The sequence below is a fragment of the Streptomyces albus subsp. albus genome (assembly GCF_000719865.1).
Lineage (GTDB): Bacteria > Actinomycetota > Actinomycetes > Streptomycetales > Streptomycetaceae > Streptomyces > Streptomyces albus_E.
The window spans coordinates 49847-73893 of record NZ_JOID01000015.1 but is presented as its reverse complement, the minus strand read 5'-3'; the positions used below and the strand labels follow the sequence as shown (position 1 = coordinate 73893).

Annotated in this window: 22 protein-coding genes; 8 read left to right on the top strand and 14 right to left on the bottom strand. The window is 72.7% G+C overall.

Going from position 1 to position 24047, the window contains the following annotated elements; genetic code table 11:
• Positions 1-10: 10 nt before the first annotated feature.
• From IF83_RS0116200 to IF83_RS0116190, 3 genes are read left to right on the top strand one after another with little or no spacing between them, the layout of a single operon-like run.
• Positions 11-535 (top strand): PadR family transcriptional regulator, encoded by a 525-nt coding sequence (locus IF83_RS0116200; protein ID WP_030544904.1) that lies wholly within the window; start codon positions 11-13, stop codon positions 533-535.
• Entirely contained in the window at positions 532-1266 is a 735-nt protein-coding gene (locus IF83_RS0116195; protein ID WP_051722823.1) for an ABC transporter ATP-binding protein, read from the top strand. Before IF83_RS0116200 ends, IF83_RS0116195 begins: the two co-directional genes overlap by 4 nt.
• Complete coding sequence (locus IF83_RS0116190; protein ID WP_030544902.1) at positions 1263-3701, top strand: ABC transporter permease; 2439 nt, start codon at positions 1263-1265, stop codon at positions 3699-3701. The genes IF83_RS0116195 and IF83_RS0116190 overlap by 4 nt, the downstream gene beginning before the upstream one ends.
• Positions 3702-3993: 292 nt before the next feature.
• On the opposite strand, the gene IF83_RS0116185 is transcribed toward IF83_RS0116190, so the two are convergent.
• Positions 3994-4968, bottom strand: coding sequence for a LysR substrate-binding domain-containing protein (locus tag IF83_RS0116185; protein ID WP_078843526.1), 975 nt, complete (start codon positions 4966-4968; stop codon positions 3994-3996).
• Between the two features lie 150 nt (positions 4969-5118).
• Between IF83_RS0116185 and IF83_RS0116180 the strand changes: the two genes are divergently transcribed.
• Positions 5119-5673, top strand: coding sequence for a peroxiredoxin (locus IF83_RS0116180; protein WP_030544900.1), 555 nt, complete (start codon positions 5119-5121; stop codon positions 5671-5673).
• Between the two features lie 6 nt (positions 5674-5679).
• Positions 5680-6216 carry an alkyl hydroperoxide reductase gene (locus IF83_RS0116175; RefSeq protein ID WP_030544899.1) on the top strand — a complete coding sequence of 179 codons (537 nt, stop codon included), beginning with the start codon at positions 5680-5682 and terminating at the stop codon, positions 6214-6216.
• A gap of 138 nt (positions 6217-6354) precedes the next feature.
• Here IF83_RS0116175 and IF83_RS0116170 read toward each other — a convergent pair whose 3' ends face one another.
• The 3 genes from IF83_RS0116170 to IF83_RS0116160 form a co-directional block, all read right to left on the bottom strand.
• Positions 6355-7857, bottom strand: coding sequence for an AI-2E family transporter (locus IF83_RS0116170; RefSeq protein ID WP_037680195.1), 1503 nt, complete (start codon positions 7855-7857; stop codon positions 6355-6357).
• Between the two features lie 128 nt (positions 7858-7985).
• Positions 7986-8693, bottom strand: coding sequence for an aggregation-promoting factor C-terminal-like domain-containing protein (locus IF83_RS0116165; RefSeq protein WP_030544897.1), 708 nt, complete (start codon positions 8691-8693; stop codon positions 7986-7988).
• 473 nt (positions 8694-9166) lie between these two features.
• On the bottom strand, positions 9167-10504 hold the full coding sequence (locus IF83_RS0116160; RefSeq protein WP_030544896.1) for a PhoH family protein: 1338 nt from the start codon (positions 10502-10504) through the stop codon (positions 9167-9169).
• A 637-nt stretch (positions 10505-11141) separates the two neighbouring features.
• On the opposite strand from IF83_RS0116160, the gene IF83_RS0116155 reads away from it, so the two are divergent.
• The gene (locus IF83_RS0116155) at positions 11142-12755 is read left to right on the top strand and encodes a sodium:solute symporter family transporter (RefSeq protein ID WP_051722822.1); all 1614 of its coding nucleotides are present in this window, start codon (positions 11142-11144) and stop codon (positions 12753-12755) included.
• A gap of 94 nt (positions 12756-12849) precedes the next feature.
• On the opposite strand, the gene IF83_RS0116150 is transcribed toward IF83_RS0116155, so the two are convergent.
• Positions 12850-13605 carry an isoprenyl transferase gene (locus IF83_RS0116150; RefSeq protein WP_030544894.1) on the bottom strand — a complete coding sequence of 252 codons (756 nt, stop codon included), beginning with the start codon at positions 13603-13605 and terminating at the stop codon, positions 12850-12852.
• Between the two features lie 173 nt (positions 13606-13778).
• On the opposite strand from IF83_RS0116150, the gene mgrA reads away from it, so the two are divergent.
• Complete coding sequence (mgrA, locus tag IF83_RS0116145) at positions 13779-14825, top strand: L-glyceraldehyde 3-phosphate reductase (RefSeq protein WP_030544893.1); 1047 nt, start codon at positions 13779-13781, stop codon at positions 14823-14825.
• A 119-nt stretch (positions 14826-14944) separates the two neighbouring features.
• On the opposite strand, the gene IF83_RS30290 is transcribed toward mgrA, so the two are convergent.
• Together IF83_RS30290 and IF83_RS0116135 are read right to left on the bottom strand one after the other, a co-directional pair.
• Positions 14945-15715: a hypothetical protein gene (locus IF83_RS30290; RefSeq protein ID WP_244177095.1), complete on the bottom strand. Its 771-nt coding sequence runs from the start codon at positions 15713-15715 to the stop codon at positions 14945-14947.
• Positions 15716-16193: 478 nt separating this feature from the next.
• Positions 16194-17201, bottom strand: coding sequence for a prepilin peptidase (locus IF83_RS0116135; protein WP_030544891.1), 1008 nt, complete (start codon positions 17199-17201; stop codon positions 16194-16196).
• 478 nt (positions 17202-17679) lie between these two features.
• Here IF83_RS0116135 and IF83_RS0116130 point away from each other — a divergent pair, with 478 nt between their 5' ends.
• Positions 17680-17988, top strand: coding sequence for a DUF192 domain-containing protein (locus IF83_RS0116130; RefSeq protein ID WP_037680274.1), 309 nt, complete (start codon positions 17680-17682; stop codon positions 17986-17988).
• Positions 17989-18081: 93 nt separating this feature from the next.
• Here IF83_RS0116130 and IF83_RS0116125 read toward each other — a convergent pair whose 3' ends face one another.
• The 7 genes from IF83_RS0116125 to IF83_RS0116095 all read right to left on the bottom strand — a co-directional run bounded on the left by IF83_RS0116125 (position 18082) and on the right by IF83_RS0116095 (position 23935).
• The gene (locus IF83_RS0116125) at positions 18082-18765 is read right to left on the bottom strand and encodes an OmpA family protein (RefSeq protein WP_078843522.1); all 684 of its coding nucleotides are present in this window, start codon (positions 18763-18765) and stop codon (positions 18082-18084) included.
• 7 nt (positions 18766-18772) lie between these two features.
• Positions 18773-19378, bottom strand: coding sequence for a hypothetical protein (locus IF83_RS0116120; protein WP_030544888.1), 606 nt, complete (start codon positions 19376-19378; stop codon positions 18773-18775).
• A gap of 32 nt (positions 19379-19410) precedes the next feature.
• Entirely contained in the window at positions 19411-20004 is a 594-nt protein-coding gene (locus IF83_RS0116115) for a pilus assembly protein TadG-related protein (RefSeq protein ID WP_030544887.1), read from the bottom strand.
• Positions 20004-20258 (bottom strand): hypothetical protein, encoded by a 255-nt coding sequence (locus IF83_RS0116110; RefSeq protein WP_051722851.1) that lies wholly within the window; start codon positions 20256-20258, stop codon positions 20004-20006. The genes IF83_RS0116115 and IF83_RS0116110 overlap by 1 nt, the downstream gene beginning before the upstream one ends.
• A gap of 215 nt (positions 20259-20473) precedes the next feature.
• Positions 20474-21472 carry a response regulator transcription factor gene (locus IF83_RS0116105; RefSeq protein ID WP_051722820.1) on the bottom strand — a complete coding sequence of 333 codons (999 nt, stop codon included), beginning with the start codon at positions 21470-21472 and terminating at the stop codon, positions 20474-20476.
• Complete coding sequence (locus IF83_RS0116100; protein ID WP_394297329.1) at positions 21432-23021, bottom strand: sensor histidine kinase; 1590 nt, start codon at positions 23019-23021, stop codon at positions 21432-21434. Before IF83_RS0116100 ends, IF83_RS0116105 begins: the two co-directional genes overlap by 41 nt.
• Positions 23022-23047: 26 nt before the next feature.
• Positions 23048-23935 carry a DUF5936 domain-containing protein gene (locus IF83_RS0116095; protein ID WP_030544884.1) on the bottom strand — a complete coding sequence of 296 codons (888 nt, stop codon included), beginning with the start codon at positions 23933-23935 and terminating at the stop codon, positions 23048-23050.
• Positions 23936-24047: the final 112 nt, after the last annotated feature.

Here is a 24047-nt window from a genome sequence, read left to right as displayed (position 1 = left end):
AGTGCTTCGCATGTCCATCGGTCACACTCTGCTCGGGCTGCTGGAGTCCGGGCCGCGCCACGGTTACGACCTCAAGCGCGCCTTCGACGAACGCTTCGGCCACGACCGGCCGCTGCACTACGGCCAGGTCTACTCGACCATGTCCCGGCTGCTGAAGAACGGCCTCGTGGAGGTCGACGGCATCGAGCCCGGCGGCGGGCCGGAGCGGAAGCGGTACGCCATCACCGACGCCGGGATCACCGACGTCGAGAAGTGGCTCGCCTCGCCCGAGAAGCCGGAGCCCTACCTCCAGTCGACCCTCTACACCAAGGTCGTCCTCGCGCTGCTGACCCACCGCGACGCCACCGAACTCCTCGACCGGCAGCGGTCGGAGCATCTGCGGCTGATGCGCGAGCTGACCCGGCGCAAGACGAGCGGCGACCTCGCCGACCAGCTCATCTGCGACCACGCCCTCTTCCATCTCGAAGCCGATCTGCGCTGGCTGGAACTGACCGCCGCCCGGCTCGACGCCCTCGCCTCGGAGGTCCGTTCGTGAACCCCGAACCCGCCCGCACCACCACCCCCGCACCGCACCCGGCGTCCGAGCAGGCCGGCGCCCTGCTGGCCGCCGAGGACCTGCACAAGACCTACGGCACCACCCCCGCCCTCGACGGGGCCTCCTTCGCCATCCGGCCCGGCGAGATCGTCGCCGTCATGGGCCCCTCCGGCTCCGGTAAGTCCACGCTGCTGCACTGCCTCGCCGGGATCGTCACCCCGGACTCCGGCCAGGTGCTCTACCAGGGCCGGAATACGTCGGCCATGACGGACGCCGAGCGGAGCGCGCTGCGGCGCGGCGAGTTCGGCTTCGTCTTCCAGTTCGGGCAGCTCGTCCCGGAGCTGACCTGTGTCGAGAACGTCGCCCTGCCGCTCCGGCTCACCGGCACGGGCCGCAAGGAGGCCGAGTCCCGCGCCGCGGCCTGGATGGACCGGCTGGAGGTGAGCGACGTCCGGAACAAGCGGCCCGGCGAGGTCTCCGGCGGCCAGGGGCAGCGGGTCGCCGTCGCCCGCGCGCTGGTCACGGGACCGCGCGTGCTCTTCGCGGACGAGCCGACCGGCGCGCTGGACTCCCTCAACGGCGAGCGCGTCATGCAGCTCCTCACCGAGGCCGCCCGCTCCACCAACGCCGCCGTCGTCCTCGTCACCCACGAGGCGCGCGTGGCGGCCTACTCCGACCGCGAGGTCGTCGTCCGCGACGGCGTCGCGCGGGACATGGCGGGTGCGGTATGACCAGCACCGACACCGAACCCGACACCGGCATACGCGCGGAGCGGGACACCGCCGCCCCTCCCCCGCCCGCCACCGACTCCCGCTCCGCGCCGGCCCGCTGGGCGGCCGATCTGCTCATGGGCGTCCGGTTCGCCTTCACGGGCGGACGCGAGGGCTGGATCCGCGCGGTGCTCACCGCCGTCGGCGTCGGCCTCGGTGCCGCCCTGCTGCTCGCGGCGGCCTCCGTGCCGGAGATCATGGCCAACCGTGACGACCGGGGCGCCGAACGCTCCGCCTCCAACTTCGGCCAGGAGGTGACGCCCGGCCCCGGCACCGTCGAGATCGGCCAGGCCGACACCGAATACCGCGGTGACGGCATCAACGGCATACTGGTGCGGGCCGACGGGGACGAGCCGCCGGTGCCGCCCGGCCTCTCCGAACTCCCCGGTCCCGGGGAGATGGCGGTCTCCCCCGCCCTCCGCGAGCTGCTGGCCTCCCCGGACGGCAAGCTGCTGCGCGAACGCCTGGACCACCGGATCACCGAGACGATCGGCCAGGCGGGGCTGGTCGGTCCGAGCGAGCTGATCTACTACGCGGGCGCCACCGAGGAGGACTTCGCCTCCGGGCACACCTACCACCTGGACCGGTTCGGCAACAGCCCGATCGAGAGCGAGCCGCTTCCCGCCGAACTGCTGCTGCTCGTGATCATCATCTGCGTGGTGCTGCTGCTCCCCGTGATGATCTTCATCGGGACGGCGGTGCGCTTCGGCGGCGAGCGGCGCGACCGGCGGCTGGCCGCCCTGCGGCTCGTCGGCGCGGACGGCCGGATGGTCCGGCGGATCGCCGCCGGAGAGGCCATGGCCGGCGCCCTGCTGGGGCTCGCGGTGGGGGGCCTGCTGTTCCTGCTGGTGCGGGCGTCGATCGAGTCGGTGGAGCTGTTCGACATCAGCACCTTCTCGTCCGACCTCCGGCCGTCGCCGCTGCTGGCCACCCTCATCGTGCTGGCCGTGCCGGCGTCCGCGGTGGTGGTCACCCTGCTGGTGCTGCGCGGGGTCGTCATCGAACCGCTCGGGGTGGTGCGCAGCGCCGTCCCGCGCCGCCGCCGGCTGTGGTGGCGGCTGCTGCTGCCCGGTCTGGGCCTCGCCCTGCTGCTGCCGATGGTCGGCGGCTGGACCGGGGACGGCCCCGGCAGCGGCGACGGGGAGACGTACCAGGTCGCCCTGGGCACGGTGCTCGTGCTCACCGGGGTCGCCGGGCTGCTGCCGTGGCTGGTCGAGTCGGTGGTGAACCGGCTGTCGGGCGGTCCCGTCCCCTGGCAGCTCGCGGTCCGCAGGCTCCAGCTCAGCAGCGGTACCGCGGCCCGCGCGGTCAGCGGGATCACGGTGGCCGTGGCCGGTGCCGTCGCGATCCAGATGCTGTTCGCCAGCGCCGAGGCGCAGAACACGACGGAGACGGGGCAGGACCCCGGCCGGGCCCAGATGCACGTCTCCGTCAGCGCGCGGGACGGCGGCCTGGCACGGGAGTTCACCGAGCGGTTCGGCGCCACCGAGGGCGTCACCGGGGTGGCCGGCTACGTCCAGGAGTACGTCACCGAGCCCAAGGCCGACGTCGGGAAGGGCGAGGAGCCGGGGTACACGAGACTCACCGTCGCCGACTGTGCCGCGCTGCGCGAGCTGATCGCGATCAGTGGGCGCTGCGAGGACGGCGACACCTTCGTCACCCCGGTCGGCGGCGAGTACCAGCAGTTCGCCGGGCCCGGCACGACGATCGACCTCCGCTCGGACGAGGACGGCGAGCCGACCGACGACCCGGTGCTGTGGACGGTGCCCGAGACCGCGAGGACGGTCCAGCTCCGCGAGGACGCGATGGGAGTGCAGCAGTTCGGCGTCTTCGCCACCCCGGCGGCCCTCGACGCGGGCAAGCTCCAGGACCCGGAGGTCGTGGCCGAGCTGCGGCTGGACCCGCGCGAGCCGGACGCGGCCGAGCACGTCCGCAACACCGCCGCCGAACTGGCCCCGCTGGCCGACGCGTACGCCCTCCACAGCACTCAGCAGGGCGAACGCTTCACCGCCATCAGCCGCGCGCTGTTCGCCGGAGCGACCGCCACGCTGCTGCTCATCGGCGCGAGCATGGTCGTCTCCACCCTGGAGCAGCTCCGGGAACGGCGCCGGCTGCTGTCCGTGCTCGTGGCCTTCGGCACCCGGCGCCGGACCCTCGCCTGGTCGGTGCTGTGGCAGACGGCGGTGCCGGTGGCGCTCGGGCTGGCGCTCGCCGCCGTCGGCGGCGTCGGGCTGGGGGCCGTGCTGCTGAAGATGGTCGACACGCCGGTGTCCGTGGACTGGGCGAGCCTGGGCCTGATGACGGGCGTCGGCGCGGGCCTGGTGCTGCTGGTCACCCTGCTGAGCCTGCCGCCGCTGTGGCGCATGATGCGCCCGGACGGGCTCCGCACGGAGTAGCGCCGGCCCGGGGCGCGGTCCGGGAGGTCCGGAACGCCCGTACCGGCGCCGGAGGGCGGCGGCCCGGGCACAGCGCCGGGCCCGCGAGGGGCATCCGGCACGGCCCTGGGCCCGCGCCCGGACCCGCGCCCGGGCGCCCGCGGAGACCGGCACCGCCCGGTACGCCGTCCACAGGGGGGACGGCGTACCGGGCGGTGCCGCGTTCCGCCGCGCTCTCCCCGGCCCGGGGCGGGGCGGGCCCGGACGGGAGCCGTCGCGGGGCCACCCCGGCCGCCGGCGGGGGCGCGGGCGGTTACGCCCCCGCCGGCGCCGGCAGGATGCGGACCGGGAGTTCCGTGAGCGCCTCGCGCAGTGCCTCCGCGAAGGCCTCGAACTCCTCCTGCCGGGCCGCGCCGGACCGCATGGCCAGCGCTATCCGGCGGGACGGCGCCGGGTCCGCGAAGCAGCCGGTCGCCAGCCGCGTGGAGCGGCCGGTCTCGACCCCCAGCGCGGTGCGCGGCAGCAGCGTGACGCCGAGGCCGCCGGCGACGAGCTGGACGAGGGTGGAGAGCCCGGCCGCGCTGGTGGCGGCCCGCGCGCCGTCCTCGCGGCCCGCCTCCCGGCAGACGTCCAACGCCTGGTCGCGCAGGCAGTGGCCTTCGTCCAGCAGCAGGAGGTCGACGTCGCGCAGCGCCTTCCGGGGGATGCCGGAGCGGCCGGCGAGCCGGTGTTCACGCGGGGTGACGAGTACGAAGTCCTCCTCGAAGAGCGGGAGTTCGGTCACCCCGGTGGCGCCGAGGGGCACCGCGAGCAGCAGCAGGTCCAGCCGGCCCCGGCCGAGCCCGTGCAGCAGGGAGGCGGTCTGTTCCTCGTGCACCTCCAGCTCCAGCTGCGGGTAGCGGTCGCGGACCAGCCGCAGCACCGCGGGCAGCAGGTACGGCGCCACGGTCGGGATCACACCGAAGCGCAGCGTGCCGGTGAACGGTGCCCGCGCCGCCTCGGCCTCCTCCAGGAACGCGCCGACGGACTCCAGGACCGTACGGGCCCGCCCGGCCAGCCGGGCCCCGGCGGGTGTCAGCAGCACCTTGCGTGTCGTACGCTCCAGGAGCCGCACCCCGAGCACCTCCTCCAGCGCGGACACGGCGCCGGAGAGCGCGGGTTGGCTCATGCCGATGTCAGCGGCCGCGTCGCGGAAGTGCAGTTGCTCGGCCACGGCGGCAAAGGCCCGCAGTTGCGCGAGAGTTGGCTGACGTGCGCCGTTGCGCCCGAGTCCTCGTACCGCGGACACCGTTCACCCTCCTCCTGTCAATAGGTGGAGCCTATCAATATGCCGCCGTGTGTCGATTTCTTTGATCAATAGCGGCTATGAAAAGGTGAGGCACGTCCAACCCACAGGAAAGTACCCAAAAGGTGCTTTCCACCTTCGCAAGGAGATCTCGTGCTCACCGTCGGTGACCAGTTCCCCACCTACGACCTGACCGCCTGTGTCGACCTCGACGCGGACAAGGCCTTCGCGCAGATCAACCACAAGACCTACGAGGGCAAGTGGCGCGTCGTCTTCTTCTGGCCGAAGGACTTCACCTTCGTCTGTCCCACCGAGATCGCCGCCTTCGGCAAGCTGAACGACGAGTTCGCCGACCGCGACGCGCAGATCCTGGGTGTCTCCGGTGACTCCGAGTTCGTGCACCACGCCTGGCGCAAGGACCACGCCGACCTGCGCGACCTGCCCTTCCCGATGCTCGCCGACCCCAAGCACGAGCTGATGCGCGACTGCGGCGTCGAGGGCGAGGACGGCTACGCGCAGCGCGCCGTGTTCATCGTGGACCCGAACAACGAGATCCAGTTCACCATGGTGACCGCCGGCTCCGTCGGCCGTAACCCCAAGGAGGTCCTGCGGGTGCTCGACGCCCTGCAGACCGACGAGCTCTGCCCGTGCAACTGGAAGCAGGGCGAAGAGACCCTGGACCCGGTCAAGCTCCTCTCGGGTGAGTGATCCGGCATGGCACTGGACACGCTGAAGTCCGCTCTCCCGGACTACGCCAAGGACCTGAAGCTGAACCTCGGCTCGGTCATCGGTAACTCCGACCTCCCGCAGCAGCAGCTCTGGGGCACCGTGCTGGCCTGCGCGATCGCCTCGCGCTCCCCGCGCGTGCTGCGCGAGCTGGAGCCGGAGGCCCGGCCGTACCTCAAGCCCGAGGCGTACACCGCCGCCAAGGCGGCCGCCGCCATCATGGCGATGAACAACGTCTACTACCGCACCCGGCACCTGCTGTCGGACCCGGAGTACGGCACGATGCGCGCGGGCCTGCGGATGAACGTCATCGGCAACCCGGGCGTCGAGAAGACCGACTTCGAGCTCTGGTCGCTCGCCGTCTCCGCGATCAACGGCTGCGGCGCCTGCCTCGACTCGCACGAGCAGGTCGTGCGCAAGGGCGGCGTGGACCGGGAGACGGTCCAGGAGGCCTTCAAGATCGCCTCGGTGATCCAGGCCGTCGCCGCGACGCTGGACGCCGAAGAGGTCCTGGCCGAGCTCTGATCCGGCCACCGCGCCGCGGCGGTACCGGCCGCGGGCGGGACCCGGGCGCCGGCCCCGCGGAGCGCGGCAGGCGGACACGACGGAGGGCGCCCCCACCATCCCGGTGGGGGCGCCCTCCGTCGTGTCCGGGACAGCCGGTCAGCCGGCGGGCCGGTCCGGCGGACGCGGCGGGTCGGACGGCGGCGGTGTCCCCTCCTCGGACGGCGGCCTTCCGGCCCCCTCGCCCGAGGGCGTCTCCCCCGCCCGCGCAGCCCGCGCCACCGCCGTCCCCGCCGGGACCGCGGTGACGCTGCGTCCCAGTGCCGCCTGCGCGACGGCCCGTCGTTCCGCGTGCCGGTAGAGGTAGCCGACGACCGTATTCGTGACGGCCACCAGCGGCACCGCCACCACCGCGCCGCCGATGCCCGCGATCAGACTGCCCGCCGTGACCGCCAGGACCACGGCCAGCGGATGCACCCGGACGGCGCGGCCCAGGATGAACGGCTGCAGCACATGACCCTCGAGCTGCTGCACCGCCAGGACCACCAGCAGCACCATGAAAGCGGTGAACACCCCGTTGGTGACGATGGCGATGACCACCGCGAGCGCCCCGGAGACCACCGCGCCCACCAGGGGCACGAACGCGCTGAGGAAGATGATGACGGCCAGCGGCACCGCCATCGGCACATCGAGGAAGTAGATCCCGATGCCGATGAACACGGCGTCGATCAGGGCCACCAGCACGGTGCCGCGCACGTAGGCGGTGAGGGTGAGCCAGGCGCGCGGCCCGGCGCCCGCCACTCCGTCGCGCGCCGGAGCCGGTACCAGCTTCAGCAGCCACTCCCAGATCCTGCGGCCGTCGTAGAGCAGGAAGAGGGTGGAGAACATGGCGAGCAGCAGCCCGGAGACCACCTCGATGACGACGGTGACGCCCTCCAGGCCGGCGGAGGTGATGGCCTCGGTGTTGGTGCCGACCGCGTCACTGAGGTTCTGGGCGATGTCGTTGATCTGCGCCTCGGTCACATGGAAGGGGCTGTTGAGCAGCCACTTCTTCAACTCCTGGATGCCGTCCTGGAGTTGTCCGGAGAGATTGTCGATGTTCTCCATGACCTGCCAGACCACGAACCAGCCCACCAGGCCCATGACGACGAAGCCGGTGATGAAGGTGACGGCCGTGGCGAGGCCGCGCGGCAGGCCGCGTTTGCGGAGCCGGGCCACCGTCGGCTGGAGCAGCGCGGTGATCAGCAGGGCGACGACGAAGGCGAGCACCACCAGCCGCACGGTGCTGATGACCCGCATCAGCACCCAGAGCGTGCCGGCCAGCACCAGCAGCCGCCAGCCGACCTCGGCCGCCACCCGCATGCTCCAGGGCACGGCGGCCGCCGGATCGCGGTGTGCGGCGACGGCGGGCGCGTACGGGGGCGGGGGTGGCACCAGAACGCCCTGCCCCGCGGCGTCCTCGCCCCCCGCGGCCCGCCCGGCTCCGGCCGGCACCGGCGCGGGAGTACCGACGGGATCACCGCCGTCGGCGTGCGCGGCGGCCTCGGCCTCCCCAGCCTCGGCGGCGCGCTCCTCCGCGCGGGCCCGGCGTTCCTTCATCCGGGCGGCGATCTTCGTCAGCCCGGAACCCGCGTCCCCGAGCCAGTCAGGCAGTCTCGACATATCACTCCCACTTCCCCCGGTTCCCCCGAGGCAGTCGGAATGACGTTACACGCGTGTGGCCCCCGGCCCGCGGGAACGGGGACCGGAGGCCACACGTGGTGAGTTGGGCGGGTACGCGCCCGTGAGGGCTAGTACCAGTTGTTGGCCTGCCAGAACTCCCAGGCGCCGCACGGGCTGCCGTAGCGGTCGTTCATGTAGCCGAGGCCCCACTTGATCTGGGTGGCCGGATTGGTCTGCCAGTCGGCACCGGCGGAGGCCATCTTGCCGGCCGGCAGCGCCTGGACGAGACCGTAGGCGCCCGAGGAGGGGTTCGTCGCCTTGTAGTTCCAGCTGCTCTCGTGGTCCACGATGTTGCTGAAGCACTGGAACTGGTCCGCGGGAACCATCTGCCGCGCCATGGCCTGGACCTCGGCGACGGTGTACGAGCTCTGGACCCCGAAGGAGGAGGCGTCGGCGCGCTCCTCGGAGCGGGCGGCCTTGGCCTCCGCCTCGTCGCGCTCCTTGGCGCGCTTCTCCGCGGCAGCCTTCTCGGCCTCGGCCTTCTTGGCCGCCGCGTCCTTCGCCGCCTGCTTGCGTGCGGCTTCCTCAGCGGACTTCTGCGCCTCCGTCTCAGCAGCGAGGGACTGGGCGTCCGCCTGCTGCGTCAGGGAAGCGGTCTGCGCCTGGGCGTGATTCCCGGCGGGTATGTCTGCGAGGAGCGTCGCGTCGGCAGCGGTGGCCTCGACCGGTTCGGTCGAAGTCTGAGTGCCGCCCGAGGCCACACCGACGACAGCGCCGACGGTGGTGACCGCGGTGGCGGACGCCACGGCGAATCCCCGGACCGAAATCCGGCTCACACGGTTTCCTTCCAGCATCGCCCGCTTAGGTGACCTCGCGGACGCAATCGTGCCCCTGGCACTGGCCCCCATCATCCGGCTCCCCCGAAGTGCGGGGGGCCGGCTGGTCACGGGGGGCGCGGACCCGGTGCGTCCTCCCCTGGGGGAGTTCCGCGTGGTGCTCGGGCGGCGTACGGCGGCGCTCTTCAATTCTGGCGGCGCGCACCGGGTCCGGTGTGCTCCGCTTCCCGGTCCCGGCCCGAAGGCGTTCCCGGGGGATGGTGCTCGTGGTGCCGTACGCGGGGCCTGACAGAACCCACACCCTGCCGGAAGCCGACGCGTTGAGGCAATTCCCCGTTGCGTGGGAAAGCTCACATCGTGTTTGCGCTCTCTTTTTATCGGAAAAGGAGGTGCGCCACGACGCCGCGGCGCTAAGCTCCTTGGCTTCGCGCGCGGCGCCGTGGCGCAGAGGGTGCAAGCACCCTGAACTGCCGTCAGATGTGGCTTTCTTCGAGCATTTCGGTCACCAGGGCAGCAATCGGCGAGCGTTCCGACCGGTTCAGGGTGATATGGGCGAAGAGCGGGTGCCCCTTCAGCTTCTCGACGACGGCGACCACACCGTCGTACCGGCCGACCCGCAGATTGTCGCGCTGGGCCACGTCATGGGTCAGCACCACCCGGGAGTTGGCGCCCACCCGGGACAGCACGGTCAGCAGGACATTGCGCTCCAGCGACTGCGCCTCGTCGACGATCACGAAGGCGTCGTGCAGCGAGCGGCCGCGGATGTGCGTGAGCGGCAGGACCTCCAGCATCCCGCGCCCGACCACCTCCTCGATCACGTCGGCCGAGGCCACCGCGGACAGGGTGTCGAAGACGGCCTGCGCCCAGGGCCCCATCTTCTCGGCCTCGGTGCCGGGCAGATAGCCCAACTCCTGCCCGCCCACCGCGTACAGCGGCCGGAAGACCATCACCTTGCGGTGCTGCCGGCGCTCCAGTACGGCCTCCAGGCCCGCGCAGAGCGCCAGCGCCGACTTGCCCGTACCGGCCCGGCCGCCCATCGAGACGATGCCGACCTCCGGGTCCAGCAGGATGTCGAGCGCGATGCGCTGTTCGGCGCTGCGGCCGTGGATGCCGAAGGCCTCCCGGTCGCCGCGGACCAGCCGGACCCGTCCGTCCGCGGTGACCCGGCCGAGCGCCTTGCCGCGCTCGGACTGGAGCACCAGGCCGGTATGGACGGGTAGTTTCTCCGCTTCGGCCACATACGCGCTCTCGGCGGCGAAGAGCTCGTCCACCTCCTCCGGAGCGACGGCCAGCTCCGCCATACCGGTCCAGCCGGAGTCGGTGATGGCGAGTTCGGCGCGGTACTCCTCGGCCAGCAGACCGACCGAGGACGCCTTGATCCGCAGCGGCAGGTCCTTGGAGACGACCGTGACGTCGTACCCCTCGGCCTGGAGGTTCCTGGCCACCGCCAGGATGCGGGTGTCGTTGGACCCGAGTCCGCCGCCCGGGGTGAGGAAGGACGGCGGCAGTACGGAGGGGTCGGAGTGGTTCAGCTCGACCCGCAGGGTCCCGCCCAGCTCTCCGATCGGAATGGGCGCGTCCAGACGGCCGTGGCGGACCCGGTACTCGTCCAGCAGGCGCAGGGCCTGCCGGGCGAAGTAACCGAGTTCCGGGTGGTGCCGCTTGGCTTCGAGTTCCGTCACCACGACCACCGGGAGCACGACTTCGTGCTCCTCGAAACGGGTCATGGCGGACGGGTCGGCCAGCAGGACGCTGGTGTCGATGACATAGGTGCGCCGGTCGTTCAGGCGGCGCTTCGTGCTGGTCACCACGGGTGGACGAACCCCCTCGGATGAGGTCGGGGTGCGACGGCGTCGCGGGGGACTGGGCCGGTGCCGGCCGCGCTGCACGGGCCGGAGACCGGCCCTCCGCGGCTCCCGTCCGCGAAAGGCCCGGCCGGAGCCGGTCGTTCCGCGCGGTCGTCCGTGTGCAAAGGGCCTCCCGGGCGGACGGCCTCCGAGCCGCCCGCTGCGTTCGACACCCGTGGCCCGGGCGTCGATCTGGAGGTGATATTCCCTCGAAGGAGCGACGCCATGCCCCGATGCGCGCGTCACCGGGACGAACACTTCCCCCGCATCGCGGGAGAGTTGGTGCCGGTCCTGTGGAGCCGGTGGCGCGGACGTGGAGATACCGGTCGGCCCCGGCGGGGGTGTGCGGGGTTTCCGTCCGCTTGCCGGTCGCACTCCTACACTCCCCGTACCGCCGGTAACTCCCGGCCTTCGCCCCTCGGGTGACGCCTGCGCCCCGGATGGCGGCACCGGGCCCCCGGCGTCACCGTCCGCGCCTCCCTCGCACTGGAGTACCCGTGTTCCCTCCCCCCACCGCCTTCCTCTCCCCCGCGCATCCGCCGCCCGCGGGGCGCCCCGCGCGGCCGGCGACCCGGCGCGGCCGTGAGGGGCGGTCCGCCGCATGATCGGGAACCTGGCCCAGGACCGCTTCGCCACGGTCCTCTTCTTCCTGCTCTTCGTCCTCGGCTGCCTGCTGCTGTCCATGTGGACCAGCCAGGATCTCGGCGAGGGCGCCGACGAGTTCCACACCAACGGCACCGTCCACGACCCGAAGCGGCAGAGTCTCGCCCTCACCGGCGACTTCATCTCGGCCGCCGGTGTCCTCTACATCACCGGCACGGTGGCGGTCGCCGGATTCGACGGGATCGCCGTCATCCTGGCCACCGCCCTGTCCCCGCTGCTCTTCGGGCGGCTGCTCGCCGCGCGGCTCCCCGCCGCCGGCGGCCGGTCCCTCGGCGACGTCTTCGCCCACCGACTCCCGTCCGTACCCGCGCGCCGCGCCGCCGCCTTCGCCGCGCTCGTGGCCTCCGTACCGCTGCTCGTCGCGCAGTTGGGGCCGGTCGGCGAGATCACCGCCGCCCTGCTGGGCCTGCCCGGCGAGCTCGGCGAGACGGCCTGCACCGTGCTGCTCGGGCTGCTCATGCTCACCTGTGCCGCCATCGGCGGCGCGCGCGGTGCCACCGTGCTGCAGATCGGCAAGGCCGTGGCCTTCGTCGTGCTGGCGCCGCTGCTGGCCGCCCTCGTCATGGCCCACTTCGACTGGGGCTTCGGGAAGCTGACCGAGGCCGCCTCGAAGGGCAGCCAGGCCGGCGACGCGTACTTCTCCTTCGGGCACCTCTACGGCGGTGGCGCCACGGGCGGGCTCGACACGGTGAGCCTGGTCCTCACCATCGCGCTGGGCGCGGCCTTCATCCCGCACGCCGTGACCCGGCTGGCCTCCAGCCCCGGGCCCGCCGAGGCGCGGCAGGCCGCCCGCTGGACGGCCGGCACCGTCGCCCTGCTGTGCGTCTCCGCCGTCTTCCTCGGCTACGGCATCCAGGCACTGATCGGCGCGGACGGCCTCAACGCCGCCGGCCCGCGCGGCGGGAACAACCTGCTGCTGCTCGCGGACGCCCTGGACGGCGGCGGGACCGCCGGACCCGGTGCCCTGCTCACCTTCATCTCCTCGTCCGCCTTCCTCACCGTGATGGCGTCCGCGTCGGTGCTGCTGCTCACCAGCTCCGCCGCCCTCGTCCACGACACGGGACGCACCCGGCCGGACGGCACGTGGCGGCCGAGCCGGCTGCCGGGCGGGGTCCGGGCGCGGCTGGCGCTGTTCGGCGCCGGGTCGGTGAGCATCGCGCTGGCCGTCCTGGGGCGGGAGGCCAATCCGCAGTTCTGGCTCGTCCTCAGCTACACGGTGGCCGCCTCCGCGGTCCTCCCCGCGCTCTGCGTCGGCCTGCTCTGGAAGCGGTGCACCGTCGCGGGGCTGCGCTGGGCGGTCTACGGCGGGACGGCCGTGACCGTGCTGCTGCTCCTCTTCTCCCCGGCCGTGTCGGGCGCTCCCGACGCGCTCTTCCCGCACGCGGACTGGCAGTTGTTCCCGCTGCGGACCCCGGGGATCCTCAGCATCCCGGCCGGCTTCCTGCTGGCCCGGCTGGGCAACCGGCTGGGCGAGCCGGTGGAGACGGAGGAGGGGGAGCACACGGAGACGGCGGCACGGCGGGTGCGGCAGGTGCGGCAGCGGGTGTTCTGACGGGACGCCCGCCCCGGCAGCGCGAAGGGGCGGCACCGGTGCGCGGGCGCCGGTGCCGCCCCTTCGCCGCCCGGCCGGGAGGCGGCGGGGCGGGTCAGCCGCCGTACCGCCGGTGGCGTGCCGCGTAGTCGCGCAGCGCGCGCAGGAAGTCCACCTTGCGGAACGCGGGCCAGAAGACCTCGCAGAAGTAGTACTCCGAGTGGGCGCTCTGCCAGAGCATGAAGCCGGAGAGCCGCTGCTCGCCGCTGGTGCGGATCACCAGATCGGGGTCGGGCTGGCCGCGGGTGTAGAGGTGCTGGGAGATGTGCTCGATGTCGAGCTTCTCCGCCAGCTCCGGGAGCGAGGTGCCGCGCTCGGCCTCCGCGGTGAGCAGGGAGCGGACGGCGTCGGTGATCTCCTGGCGGCCGCCGTAGCCGACGGCGACGTTGACGAGTATGCCCTCGATGTGGGCGGTGGCCTCCTCGGCCTCCTTGATCACCGTCTGCGTCCGGTCCGGCAGCAGGTCCATCGTGCCCACGTGGTGCACCCGCCAGCGGCCGTCGGCGGCGAGGTCGCGCACCGCGTCCTCGATGATGCCGAGCAGCGGGACGAGCTCCTTCTCCGGACGGTCGAAGTTGTCCGTGGACAGCAGCCAGAGCGTGACCACCTCGACATCCGTCTCGGTGCACCAGCCCAGCAGTTCCCGGATCTTCCCGGCGCCGGCACGGTGGCCCTGCTCGGCGGTGCCACCCGAGGCGCGGGCCCAGCGGCGATTGCCGTCGAGGATCACGCCGATGTGCTTGGGGCTCTGGGTGGTGTCGAGCCGCCGTTCGACACGGCGCGCGTAGAGCCCGTACACCAGTTCACGCACTGCCGCGTAGGGTCCGCGGCGCCGCCGCTCGGTTTCGCTCTGCCCCCCGGCATTACGCAGCATCGCCTTCTTCAGCCTCTCCGAGCAGTGTCAGCACCGAAGCCAGCACATTACTGTGCTCACCGCCGAGCGGGCCAACCGTGTCCCGCGACGGCCGTGATAGGGAGGAGGACGTGACGCCATCCCTCCCCGGTTCCCCCCACCGCGCCGCCACCGACCGCTACGACTCCATGACGTACCGCCGCACCGGCCGCAGCGGTCTCAAGCTCCCCGAGATCTCCCTGGGCCTGTGGCACAACTTCGGCGACGACCGGAGCCTCGACTCCCAGCGGGCGATCCTGCGCCGCGCCTTCGACCTGGGCATCACCCACTTCGACCTGGCCAACAACTACGGTCCGCCGCCCGGCTCGGCCGAAGTCAACTTCGGCAGGATTCTCGCCCGCGACTTCCGCCCGTACCGCGACGAACTGGTGCTCTCCACCAAGGCCGGCTACCGCATGCACCCCGGCCCGTACGGAGAGTGGGGCTCGCGGAAGTACCTGCTCTCCTCGCTGGACGCCTCGCTGCGCCGGATGGGCGTCGACTACGTCGACATCTTCTACTCGCACCGCTTCGACGCCGCCACCCCGCTGGAGGAGACGATGGGCGCCCTCGCCACCGCCGTGCGGCAGGGCAAGGCGCTGTACGCCGGCATCTCCTCGTACACCGCGGAGCAGACGCGGGAGGCCGCCCGGATCCTGCGCTCCATGGGCGTCCCGGCGCTGATCCACCAGCCGTCCTACTCCATGATCAACCGCTGGATCGAGGACGACGCACTGCTGGACACCCTGGAGGCGGAGGGCATGGGCTGCATCTCCTTCGCGCCGCTCGCGCAGGGCCTGCTCACCGACAAGTACCTGAACGGCATCCCCGAGGGTTCGCGCGCCGCCCGGGGCACGTCCCTCGACCCGGGCCTGCTCACGGACGACGTCCTGCGGCGGCTGCGCGGGCTCGACGCCATCGCGCGGCGGCGCGGGCAGTCGCTGGCCCAGCTCGCCCTGGCCTGGGTGCTGCGGGACGAGCGGATGACGTCCGCGCTGACCGGGGCGTCGAGCGTGCGGCAGCTGGAGGCCAATGTGGCGGCGCTGCGCGGGCCGCGGCTGACCGGGGAGGAGCTGGCGGAGATCGACACCTTCGCGGTGACCACGCCGGGGGTCAACATCTGGGCGCTCCGGAGCTGACCGCTCCGGCCGCGTACGGGGCTTCGTGCCGGAGCTCCCCGCACAGGCTCCGCGCCGTCCTGCCGCCGCTCCGCCGCCCGGTACCGCCTCCGGCCGCGGGGGCCGGCCCCGCCGCGGTCTCAGGTGCGCAGACGCACCCCGAAGCGGGTGCGCAGCCGGTGCAGCTCCCACACCGCGATGAGGCTCACGGTGAGCGGACCGCCCAGCAGCGCGGCGAGCTGGGCCTCGGGCGGCCCGTTGTGCGGCATGCCGTCGGCGAGGAAGCCGACACCCGCGAACGCCCACACCAGGGACACCGTCAGGACCGCCGGCAGGTAGGCATGCACGGTCGCGGCGTTGAAGGCGTAGCGGGCCGTGTTGAGCAGCGAGAAGAGCAGGAACGGCAGCATCCAGAAGAGCGCCGCGAGCCCCGCCAGGCCGACGAGGAGGTTCCAGGGCGACGGCGCCCGCTCCATCAGCCAGAAGAGGCCGGCGAGAGTGGGGACACAGACCAGGTACGAGCCGAAGAACCACCCGACGGTCTTCACCGGCAGCCACAGCCGGGACCGCAGCGTCGGCCGGTACCGCGGCGGGGCCTGCCGGATGAACAGGGTGACCACCACCGGCCCGAGCAGCACGAGCAGTACGGGCGCCATCACGAGCCGGAACACCCCGTCGTCGACGACATCGCTCCAGCCGCCGTCGGTCCCGTAGGCATGGACCAGGGCGATCGTCGAGAGGGCGCCCGTCACGGCGCGCCACAGCTGGGCCCGGCGCACGGCCGGGTCCTCGACGCGGCCGGGGCCCGGCCGGTTGAACAGCGCGTCCGCCGTGGCACGCCCCGTGCGCAGCGCCCCCAGCGGCCGGAAGCGGACCCTGGGCGGCGGGAGCGGTGCGGGCGGCGGGGGCACCGGCAGACCGGGGCCGAAGCCGGTGCCGGGGTGACCGGGGGCGTACGGACGGCCCGGCGGCGGAGCGTACGGGCCCGCCCCCGGCATCGGGCCACCGGCGGGCGGAGTCGGCCAGGGATGCCCCTGCCCCGGCCCGTACGGATTGCCCTGCCCCGGGGCGTATGGATTGCCCTGCCCGGGCGCGGGCGGCGGCCCCCATTGCCCGTTCGACACGCTTCCCCCGTCTTGTCCACGGCGCTTGCCGCACCCCCGGTCGCCGACGGGGAAGAGTCTACGAACCGGTGGCGGGCGCCGTGCGGGAAAACGAGAAGCGGGCCGGTCCGTGGGGGGATACGGACCGGCCCGAGGGGGGGTTTCCACCATAGCCCGTGGAACGGGGTGATCCGCGCACCGAAGGGGCGCGCGGCGCATCGGAGGACAGTCGCGCCGTTACCCGGCCAAGAGCCGCGAACCCCCGTGAAATCGGTGTTCAGGCCGGTCAGGACGGGGCCAGGCCGCCCAGCAGCAGCCCCAGAAATGTGCCGAGCATCATAAACGGGCCGAAGGGAAGAGCTGTCTTGCGCCCGGCGCGTCGCAGCACCACCAGGCCCACTCCGTAGACCGCCCCGAACAGGAATCCGGCGAACGCCCCGGTGAACAGCACACCCCAGCCGTACCACCCGAGAGCGACCCCCACGGTCAGCGCCAGCTTGACGTCGCCGAAGCCCATGCCGGCCGGGTGGATCCGGTACAGCACCAGATACGCGGCACCGAGCGCCGCGCCCCCCAGCAGCGCACCGCCCCAGGAGCCGCCGGGCCCGGGCAGCAGCGCGGCCACGCCGAGCAGGGCGGTGGTCGCGGCGGGCAGGGTGAGCGTCAGCACGTCCGGCAGCCGGCGTACGGCCACGTCGACATAGCCGAGGACGAGCGCGAACGGCACCAGCAGCAGCCACACGGCCAGTTCGGGCCGCGCCCCGGTGGTCGCGGCGAGCCCGCCGCACGCGAGCGCGCAGAGCAGGACGGCACCGGTGGAACGGGGCCCGAACCAGGGGCCGGGCCCGGCCGGGGACGCGCCCGGGCCACCGGGGCCGGGGGGCGTACCGGCGCGGAGACCGGCGCTCGGGGGCACGGGCCGCGGCGCCCCTTCGGAGAGCGGTGGCGGCTCGGCGGGCGGTGGCGGCTCGGCGGGCGGTGGCGCAGTGGGCCGCATCGGCGCAGCGGGCAGCACCGGCTCGGCGTGCGACGGCGCATCACTGGGCGGCACGGACTCAGTGGTCGAGGCCGGCTCGGTGGGCGACGCCGTACCGACGCGGACACCGGACGCGCAGAGCGCGCAGCGGCTGAGCCCCGCCCAGCCCCGCGCCGGACCGGTGAGCGGATGCCCGCCGGGGCAGCCGGCCCGCCACGGCTCCCCGGGCTCGACCGCCAGCCGGTAGGCCGCGCGGGGAATCAGCAGTCCGGCGGCGGCGCCGTACAGGGCGGCGAGAACGGTCAGCGACAGGGGCACGCACCGACTGTACGGATCGCGATGCGAGGGGTCACGGGCCCGTGGGCCCACAAGGGGACGAACCGGGGACCGGCCGGGCCGCCCTCTGGTAGAACGCTGGGGCGGCGGCACGTCCGGCCAACCTGCGTGATGTGCACGACGGTTGAGCTCGGGCCCGCAGGAGGGCCAGTGGGCGGGGAGAGGGCGAGCGGACAGCGGCCCGCCGCATTCACCGCACCTCCGTACGACGCGGGGGACGGACCGGCGGGGAGACAGCGGAATGGACGACACTGGCAACACGGGCGGCACGGGCCGCCTGCGCGACGGCACCACCACCTTGACCGTCATCACGGCCACCACGGACATCACGGACACCGCCGACACCGCCGACGCCGCCGAGACCGTCGACACTCTGGCGGCCGCTGACGCCACTGATGCCGGCAGCGGGGGTGGTTCCGCCGGCGACGGCTCTGCCGGTCCGGGCGACTCCGGACCGCGGGTGGCCGGCCGGGCCGTCCCCCTGGAGATCGCCGCTTCCCTGCGCGCCCGCACCCGGGGCCTCCTCGGCCGGGACGGCATCGAGGGGGCGATGCTGCTGACCCCGGCGAACAGCGTGCACACCTTCCGGATGCGCTTCCCGATCGATGTCGCCTATCTGAGCCGGGACTTCCGGGTACTCGCCGTACGCACCATGCACCCCGGGCGGCTGGGCCGGCCCCGCTTCCGCGCACGCCACCTCCTGGAGGCGGAAGCCGGTGCGATGCGGAACTGGGGTCTGGTCAGGGGCGCACGGGTACGCATCGGCTGACGGGGCGGCGGTTGTCGCATACCGCCGGGCGGATGCCGGATGGCCGGAACGGCCGGCCGGCACCGGCTCTGTGGCGAGCAGGGGCCGGGAGGGTCAGTTGGCGCTGCTGTCGGTCCGGGGGAAGGAAACCTCGACGCGGCGGTTCTTCTTGCGGCCCTCTTCGGTGGAGTTGTCCGCGATGGGGAACTGCTCGCCGTAGCCGCGGATATCGAAGGCGACGCCGGAATCGAGATCCTTGGCGAGCTGTTTGTGCACGGCGTTGGCACGCTTCTTGGACAGGACGTCGCCGTGCGCCGAGGAACCGAGATTGTCCGTGAAGCCGAAAACCTGGACGCGCTTGGCGTCCTGTTTCTTGATCTCCTCGGCGATGGCGGCGATGCGCGCGTTCGCTTTGCCGTCGAGTTTGGCGCTGTCCCTGCCGAAGAGCACTTCGGCCTGGAGGGCGAAGGTGACGTCGGCGTTGGTGTCCTCGCGGCGCTCGTCACCGCCCAGGTCCTCCACCACGGATTTGATGTCGAGCACCTTGGCGTCCGCGAGTTGGGCCCCGGCGACCATCTTGAGGTCCGGGTCGTCGGCGTCGACCTCGACGGGCGGTGAGGGCGTGATCGCCGCTCCGGGCCCACCGGGCGATCCGGGCCCCTCCTCGGCACGGGCGGCGTCGGCGGTGTGCACACCGAGCGCGGAGAGGGCGAAGACCATGGCGACGGCCGTGGGGGCCATCAGGGTGCGGGGCAGGGGCACGGGCCGGGCCTTGGGGTGAGGACGAGTCGAGGTCATGAGGGACTCACTCGGTGATCTCTACGGTGGCGGAGTCGAACGTGGGCAGGGAGAACTCCACCTCGGTGGTGCCTTCGGGCGGGGCGGGGAACTGCACGAAGACAGGGATTTCCTTGCCCGGTTCCACCTTGGTGATGCCAGTCGTACAGAGGCACCTGCCTTCGGTGTCCCGAAGCGTGTAGTAACGCTTCTTCCCTTTCTGGTCCACCAGAGCTGCACCACCCAGCGAGTAGCCGTTATTGACGATCTCCTTCTCGTTTCCCTGCCACTTGGTCGTATCGAAATAGGGCTTGTCGCCTTCGTTACGCACCGTGCCGTTGAGAGTCAGGAACCCTCCGGAGTCCCGCTTGACCTCGTGCACAGCGAGCACAAGCCCCTTCTCGCCCTTGAGTTCAGCGATAGTTTTCGACGGTTCGGAGGGCGGCGAACTGTTCTCCTCTTCCCCCTTGCCTCCCCCATCAGAGTTTCCGTCCGGGATCTCGCCGGATGAGGACTCCTTGCCCGACTTCTCCCCACCTCCTTCACCGCAACCGGCCACGGCGAGGACGAAGCCCGCCGCGAGTGCTACTGCGGCAGCTCTCCTTCGGGCCTTCGCTGTGTGCCGAATACTCATGAAGTGCGTTCCTTTGCTGGTGTGGTCCTTGATCACTCGGACAGGTAGACGGAGAACAAATCCGCCGCTTCCGGCAGTACATCCGGATCGTCCAGTTCGCCCGGATCAATGATCCAGTCCTCGCCGTCGCAGGAGAACTCGATGGAGTCCGTGTCGCCGGTTTCGACGCGGCAGCGGGGCTCGACGACTGCTGTCGCGTCCGCCTCGCCGTGCGTGCTCTCCGTACCGGGCACGATGGACTTTCCGATGGTGTAGTCGGTGCGGACCGCCACTGTGCACTCGCTCTCGGAGCACTCGCACGGATCCGCTGTGGAGTTGTTCCTGGCCGCGAAGTCGGCCGCTTGGGCACAGGCCGCGCCCTCGTCCACGTCCGTGAGGCCGCCGCCACCGAGCCAGTCCTCCCATGCCTCTTCCGCCTCAACGGCTTCCAGAAAGCCGTCGTACATCTGGTCCCGGACGTCCTGGGCAGCGGCCAGCGCGGCAGCATCCGCCGCCGTCTGGGCGCCATTGCGTGTGGCAGCGGCTTGACCGACCGCGAAATAGGCGAAAGCGAGAAAGAGCAGGCCCGCCACCACCGTGATGTAGATGGGGAAGGCCTGCCCTGCGTCACCGAGCGGGCGGCGTATCAGCCGGAGTTGATGCTCGAAATGGCTTCCATGATCCGACTCAGGATCGCCTGGCCGATGCCCGAGCCCGCGATCGCTCCGATGATCAGTACGACGACCAGGATGATGCCCAGGTATTCGAGCGCCGTCTGCCCCCGGTCCGCGCTGCCCGTCCTCGCTGCCCGGGCGGCCAGGGATTCGGTCGCGGTGTTCCATCGGCCGTGCACGCGGATCCTGGTGTCGGCCGCGGCCTTCGCCAAGGTCTTCTTCGACATGGGACTGTCCTCCCGTGCTGGCCGGCCGCACGTCGACCGACGCATACGTCTCCGCCGGACCGTACGGCACCGTACCCGGGTCGGGCGAGGGTCCGTGGGCCCAAATGCGGGCCCAGAGCGCGGTGTTCGAACCGGCGGTGGCGGGCGCAGGCCGTAAGCGTGGGTCCGGGTGCCGGCGGTTGCGGTGCGGAGTGGGCATCGTCCGTGTCCCCCGTTCAGCCATGGCCGCCCCCGGCCGGTCCCCATTGCCGTCGCCCTCTGCCAAGCCAGGTCAGTATGGCTTCGGAGCGGCTGGCGGAGGAGAGTTTCGCGAAGATCCGGTTGATGTGGTTCTTGACGGTCTTCTCGCTGATGAAACAGGCCGCCGCGATGTCCCGGTTACTGAGGCCGGAAGCGATCAGGTCCATCACTTCCGCCTCCCGGCTGCTCAGCCCGAACTCGTCGCGATTCCCCCGCCGATGGGGCCGCCCGGCCAACGACTGTCCCATAAATAGTTGCGCTTGCGAAGGGGGTTGTTGACGTTCGGCCGGTTCCGTCAAGGCCCAGTTTCCGCCTCGCGGAGAGAAGGAGCGAGAAGGAGTCGGGAGAACGTGTGCAGAAGCATCGGCTTTGCGTTTGCCGGTTGGCGGGTCCGTGCGGTTACGGGCCGCGGGCGCCGTCGCCCGGTCCGGTGCGCGGAGGCGTCCGGTCGCCGTGCGCCGGCTCCGCCGGGCGCGGGCCGTCCCGGGGGCCGGTTCGGGGGCGGGTTCCCGGCGGACGTGCGCCACCAGGGCGTTGACCGCGGTCGTGGTCATCGGGCAGTGACCGGCGCGGATGTCCCGCACGGCCGCCACCAGCGCGTCGGCGGTGAACTCGCCGTGCACCAGGTAACCGCCCGCGCCCAGCCGCAGGCACTCCCGCACGGTTTCGCTCTCCCGGCTGTAGGTGAGCATCAGCACCGGCGCGACCGGCACGAGGTACGGCAGCGCGTCGATGCCGTCGATCCCCGGCATCCGGACGTCCAGCAGCACCACGTCCGGACGGTGTTCGCGGGCCGCGCGCAGTGCCTCGTCGCCGTCGGCCGCCTCCGCGACGACCCGGATGTCGTCCCGGCCGTCGAGCAGGGCGGACAGCCCGGCTCGCACCACCGGGTTGTCGTCGGCGACGACGACCCTCAGAAGCGCGCCGGGGCGGTCAGGGACCGGCGAGTTCGCGGCCGGGTGTTCTGCCGGCATGGCCGGGCCTCCTCTCGGTTCTCACGGGTGCCGGGCCTTCTCGGCCCGGGGGTTGTCCGGGGACGCCGTCCAGCAGGGGGCACGGCGGCGGCTGCGCGGTGGACGGCGTCGGCACCGGCTCCAGCGGGAGTTCGAGCCGGACCTCCGTACCGGTCCCCCGCGGCCCGCTGCCGATACGGAGCCGCGCGCCGATGCCCGCCGCCCGCTCGGCCATGCCCAGCAGCCCGAAGTGGCCGTCGCGGCGCAGGGTTTCCAGGTCGGTCCCGGGCGGCAGGCCCCGGCCGTCGTCGAGCACGCCGATGTGGAGGGTGCGGACCGCCGGTCCGCCGCCGGAGCCGGGCCGCTCGGGGGCCGGGCGTCCAGGGGGCGGGCTCCCGGAGGCGGGGCCCCGGGCGGGGCCCTCCGTGACGGCCGCCTCCACGGTGACCCGTTCCGCCCGGGCGTGGCGCCCCGCGTTCTCCAGGGCCTCGGCCGTGATCGTCAGCAACTGCCGCGCCACCGCGGGCGGCACGGTGGGCAGCGGGGCCCCGCCCTCCGTCCGGACGTCGGCGGGGATGCCCGTGCGGCGGGACCAGTCGGCCGTCCGGGCGGCCAGTTCCCGGCCGATGGCGACCCAGGCGGCCTCCCCGGGGAAACGGCCCGGCACGGGGTCCGGGTCCGCCGTGCCCGGGGTGCGGCGCAGATCGGACAGGAGTTCGCGGGACTCGGCGGCCGCGCGCCGGGCGGCATGGGCCACCAGTTCCGCGCGCTCCCGCACGACCCCCGGGTCCGTACGGTCCACCGAGGCCGCCAAGCCTTCCGCAGCCAGGGCCAGGCCGTGCAGGGTCTTGGCGACCGAGTCGTGCATCTCCCGTGCCAGGCGGGCGCGTTCACCGCAGACGGCTTCCGTGGCGGCCAGCCGGGCGCGGGTCTCGGCGAGGGCGCGGCCGGCGGCGCCGAAGCGGAGCAGCAGGTTGCGCAGGACCACTCCGGCGGCGCCCGCGATGACGCAGAAACCGGGCAGGACCAGGCGCGAGCCCAGGCCGCCGCTCAGATTCGGGTTGCCGCCGTACGCGGCCGCGAGGACGAGGATCTGGAGCCCGGCGAAGACGCCCGCGCCGCGCCAGCCGTAGCAGAGCCCGGCCAGCAGCGGGGTGCAGACGGTGACATAGCCGAGGGTGGACTCGGGGGTCGCGGTCAGCAGCAGCAGGGCGCCGAACAGCAGGTCGACGCCCAGCAGCGCGGGGTGCCGCAGGAGCAGCGGGCCGAAGCGCTCCCAGTCGCGGAAGAGGACGTAGGAGCCCATGAAGGTGCACACGACAGCCGAACCGATGAGCCAGGTCGCGGGGCCCGGTGCGGTGCGGTGGAGGGCGAACGGGGTGCCGAGAGCGATCATGGCGAGGCGGAAGCCGAAGACGTGCCGGGCCAGTGCCTGGAGTGCGTTGAGCTGGAGACGCAGACCCTGTTCGTCCCCGGCCACGGGGACATGCGCCGTCGCCGCGGCGTCCGCGGGCGGGTGACCCGCCGTGCGCGTCCCCGTTCCGGTCCGTTCCCGTCCCACCGCTCTCACCTCCTTCTCCTTCTCTCCCCCGCGCGTCAGCCCGTGATGGCGCCGAAGTCGACTCCCGAGCCGAAGACGAAGCCCGCCACCAGCAGGATGAGCGTCCCCGGAAGCATGAAGGTGGTGACGGCGAGCGTCGCCTTGGGCACGGCGCGGGCGGCGCGGCGGCGGGCGTTCTGGGCGTCGGTGCGGCGCATGTCGTCGGCGATCTGGATGAGGGTGTCGACGATGGGCGCGCCGAGTTCCTCGCCCTGCTGCAGCGCGGTGACGAACATGGCGACCTGGTCGCTGTCGTTGCGGCGGCGCAGTTCGTCGAACGCCTCGCGGCGGCTGACGCCCATGTCCATCCGGCGCAGCGCGATGCGCAGTTCGTCCGCCCACGGGCCCCGGTACTTCTCGGAGACCCGGTCGAGCGCCTGCCGGAAGCCGAGTCCGGCGCTGACGACGACGGCGAGGACGTCGAGGAAGTCGGGGAGCGTGCGTTCGATGTCGGCCTTGCGCTGCTGGACCGCCGCCCAGATACCCACCTCGACCCAGAAGAGGCCGAAGAGGACGAGCAGCACGGCGATGACGAACTGGCCGCGCAGCAGCATCGCCAGTGCCCCGGTGAAGCCGAGAAGGCCGTAGACGGCGCGGCGGGCGGCGTAGCGGTCGAGGGTGAGGCCGCCGGGGTTGCCGGCCCGGTCGATCCGGCGGCGCACCTTGTCGACGCGGCGGGGGCCCATCAGCCGCAGCACCAGGGGCGCGTGGCGCATGCCGAGGCGGTCGACGGCGGAGCCGACGGCCGTGGTGCGGGTGGCACCCACTTCCAGGGCCACCTGGAGATCGCCGGGCAGTTCGGCCTCGCGGCGGTAGAGCGCGATGCCGTAGCCGATGCCGGCGGCGCTCAGGGCGGCCAGGAAGGCGAGCAGCAGAGCGGTCATCGGTGGTCGTCCCCCTCTCGGGTACCCGAAGCCCGGCCGGGGGCCCGCGCCCCGGTCCGGGCCGGTGCTTCGGCCGCAGCGCCGGTCGCGGTCGCGGTAACGGTCACTGTCA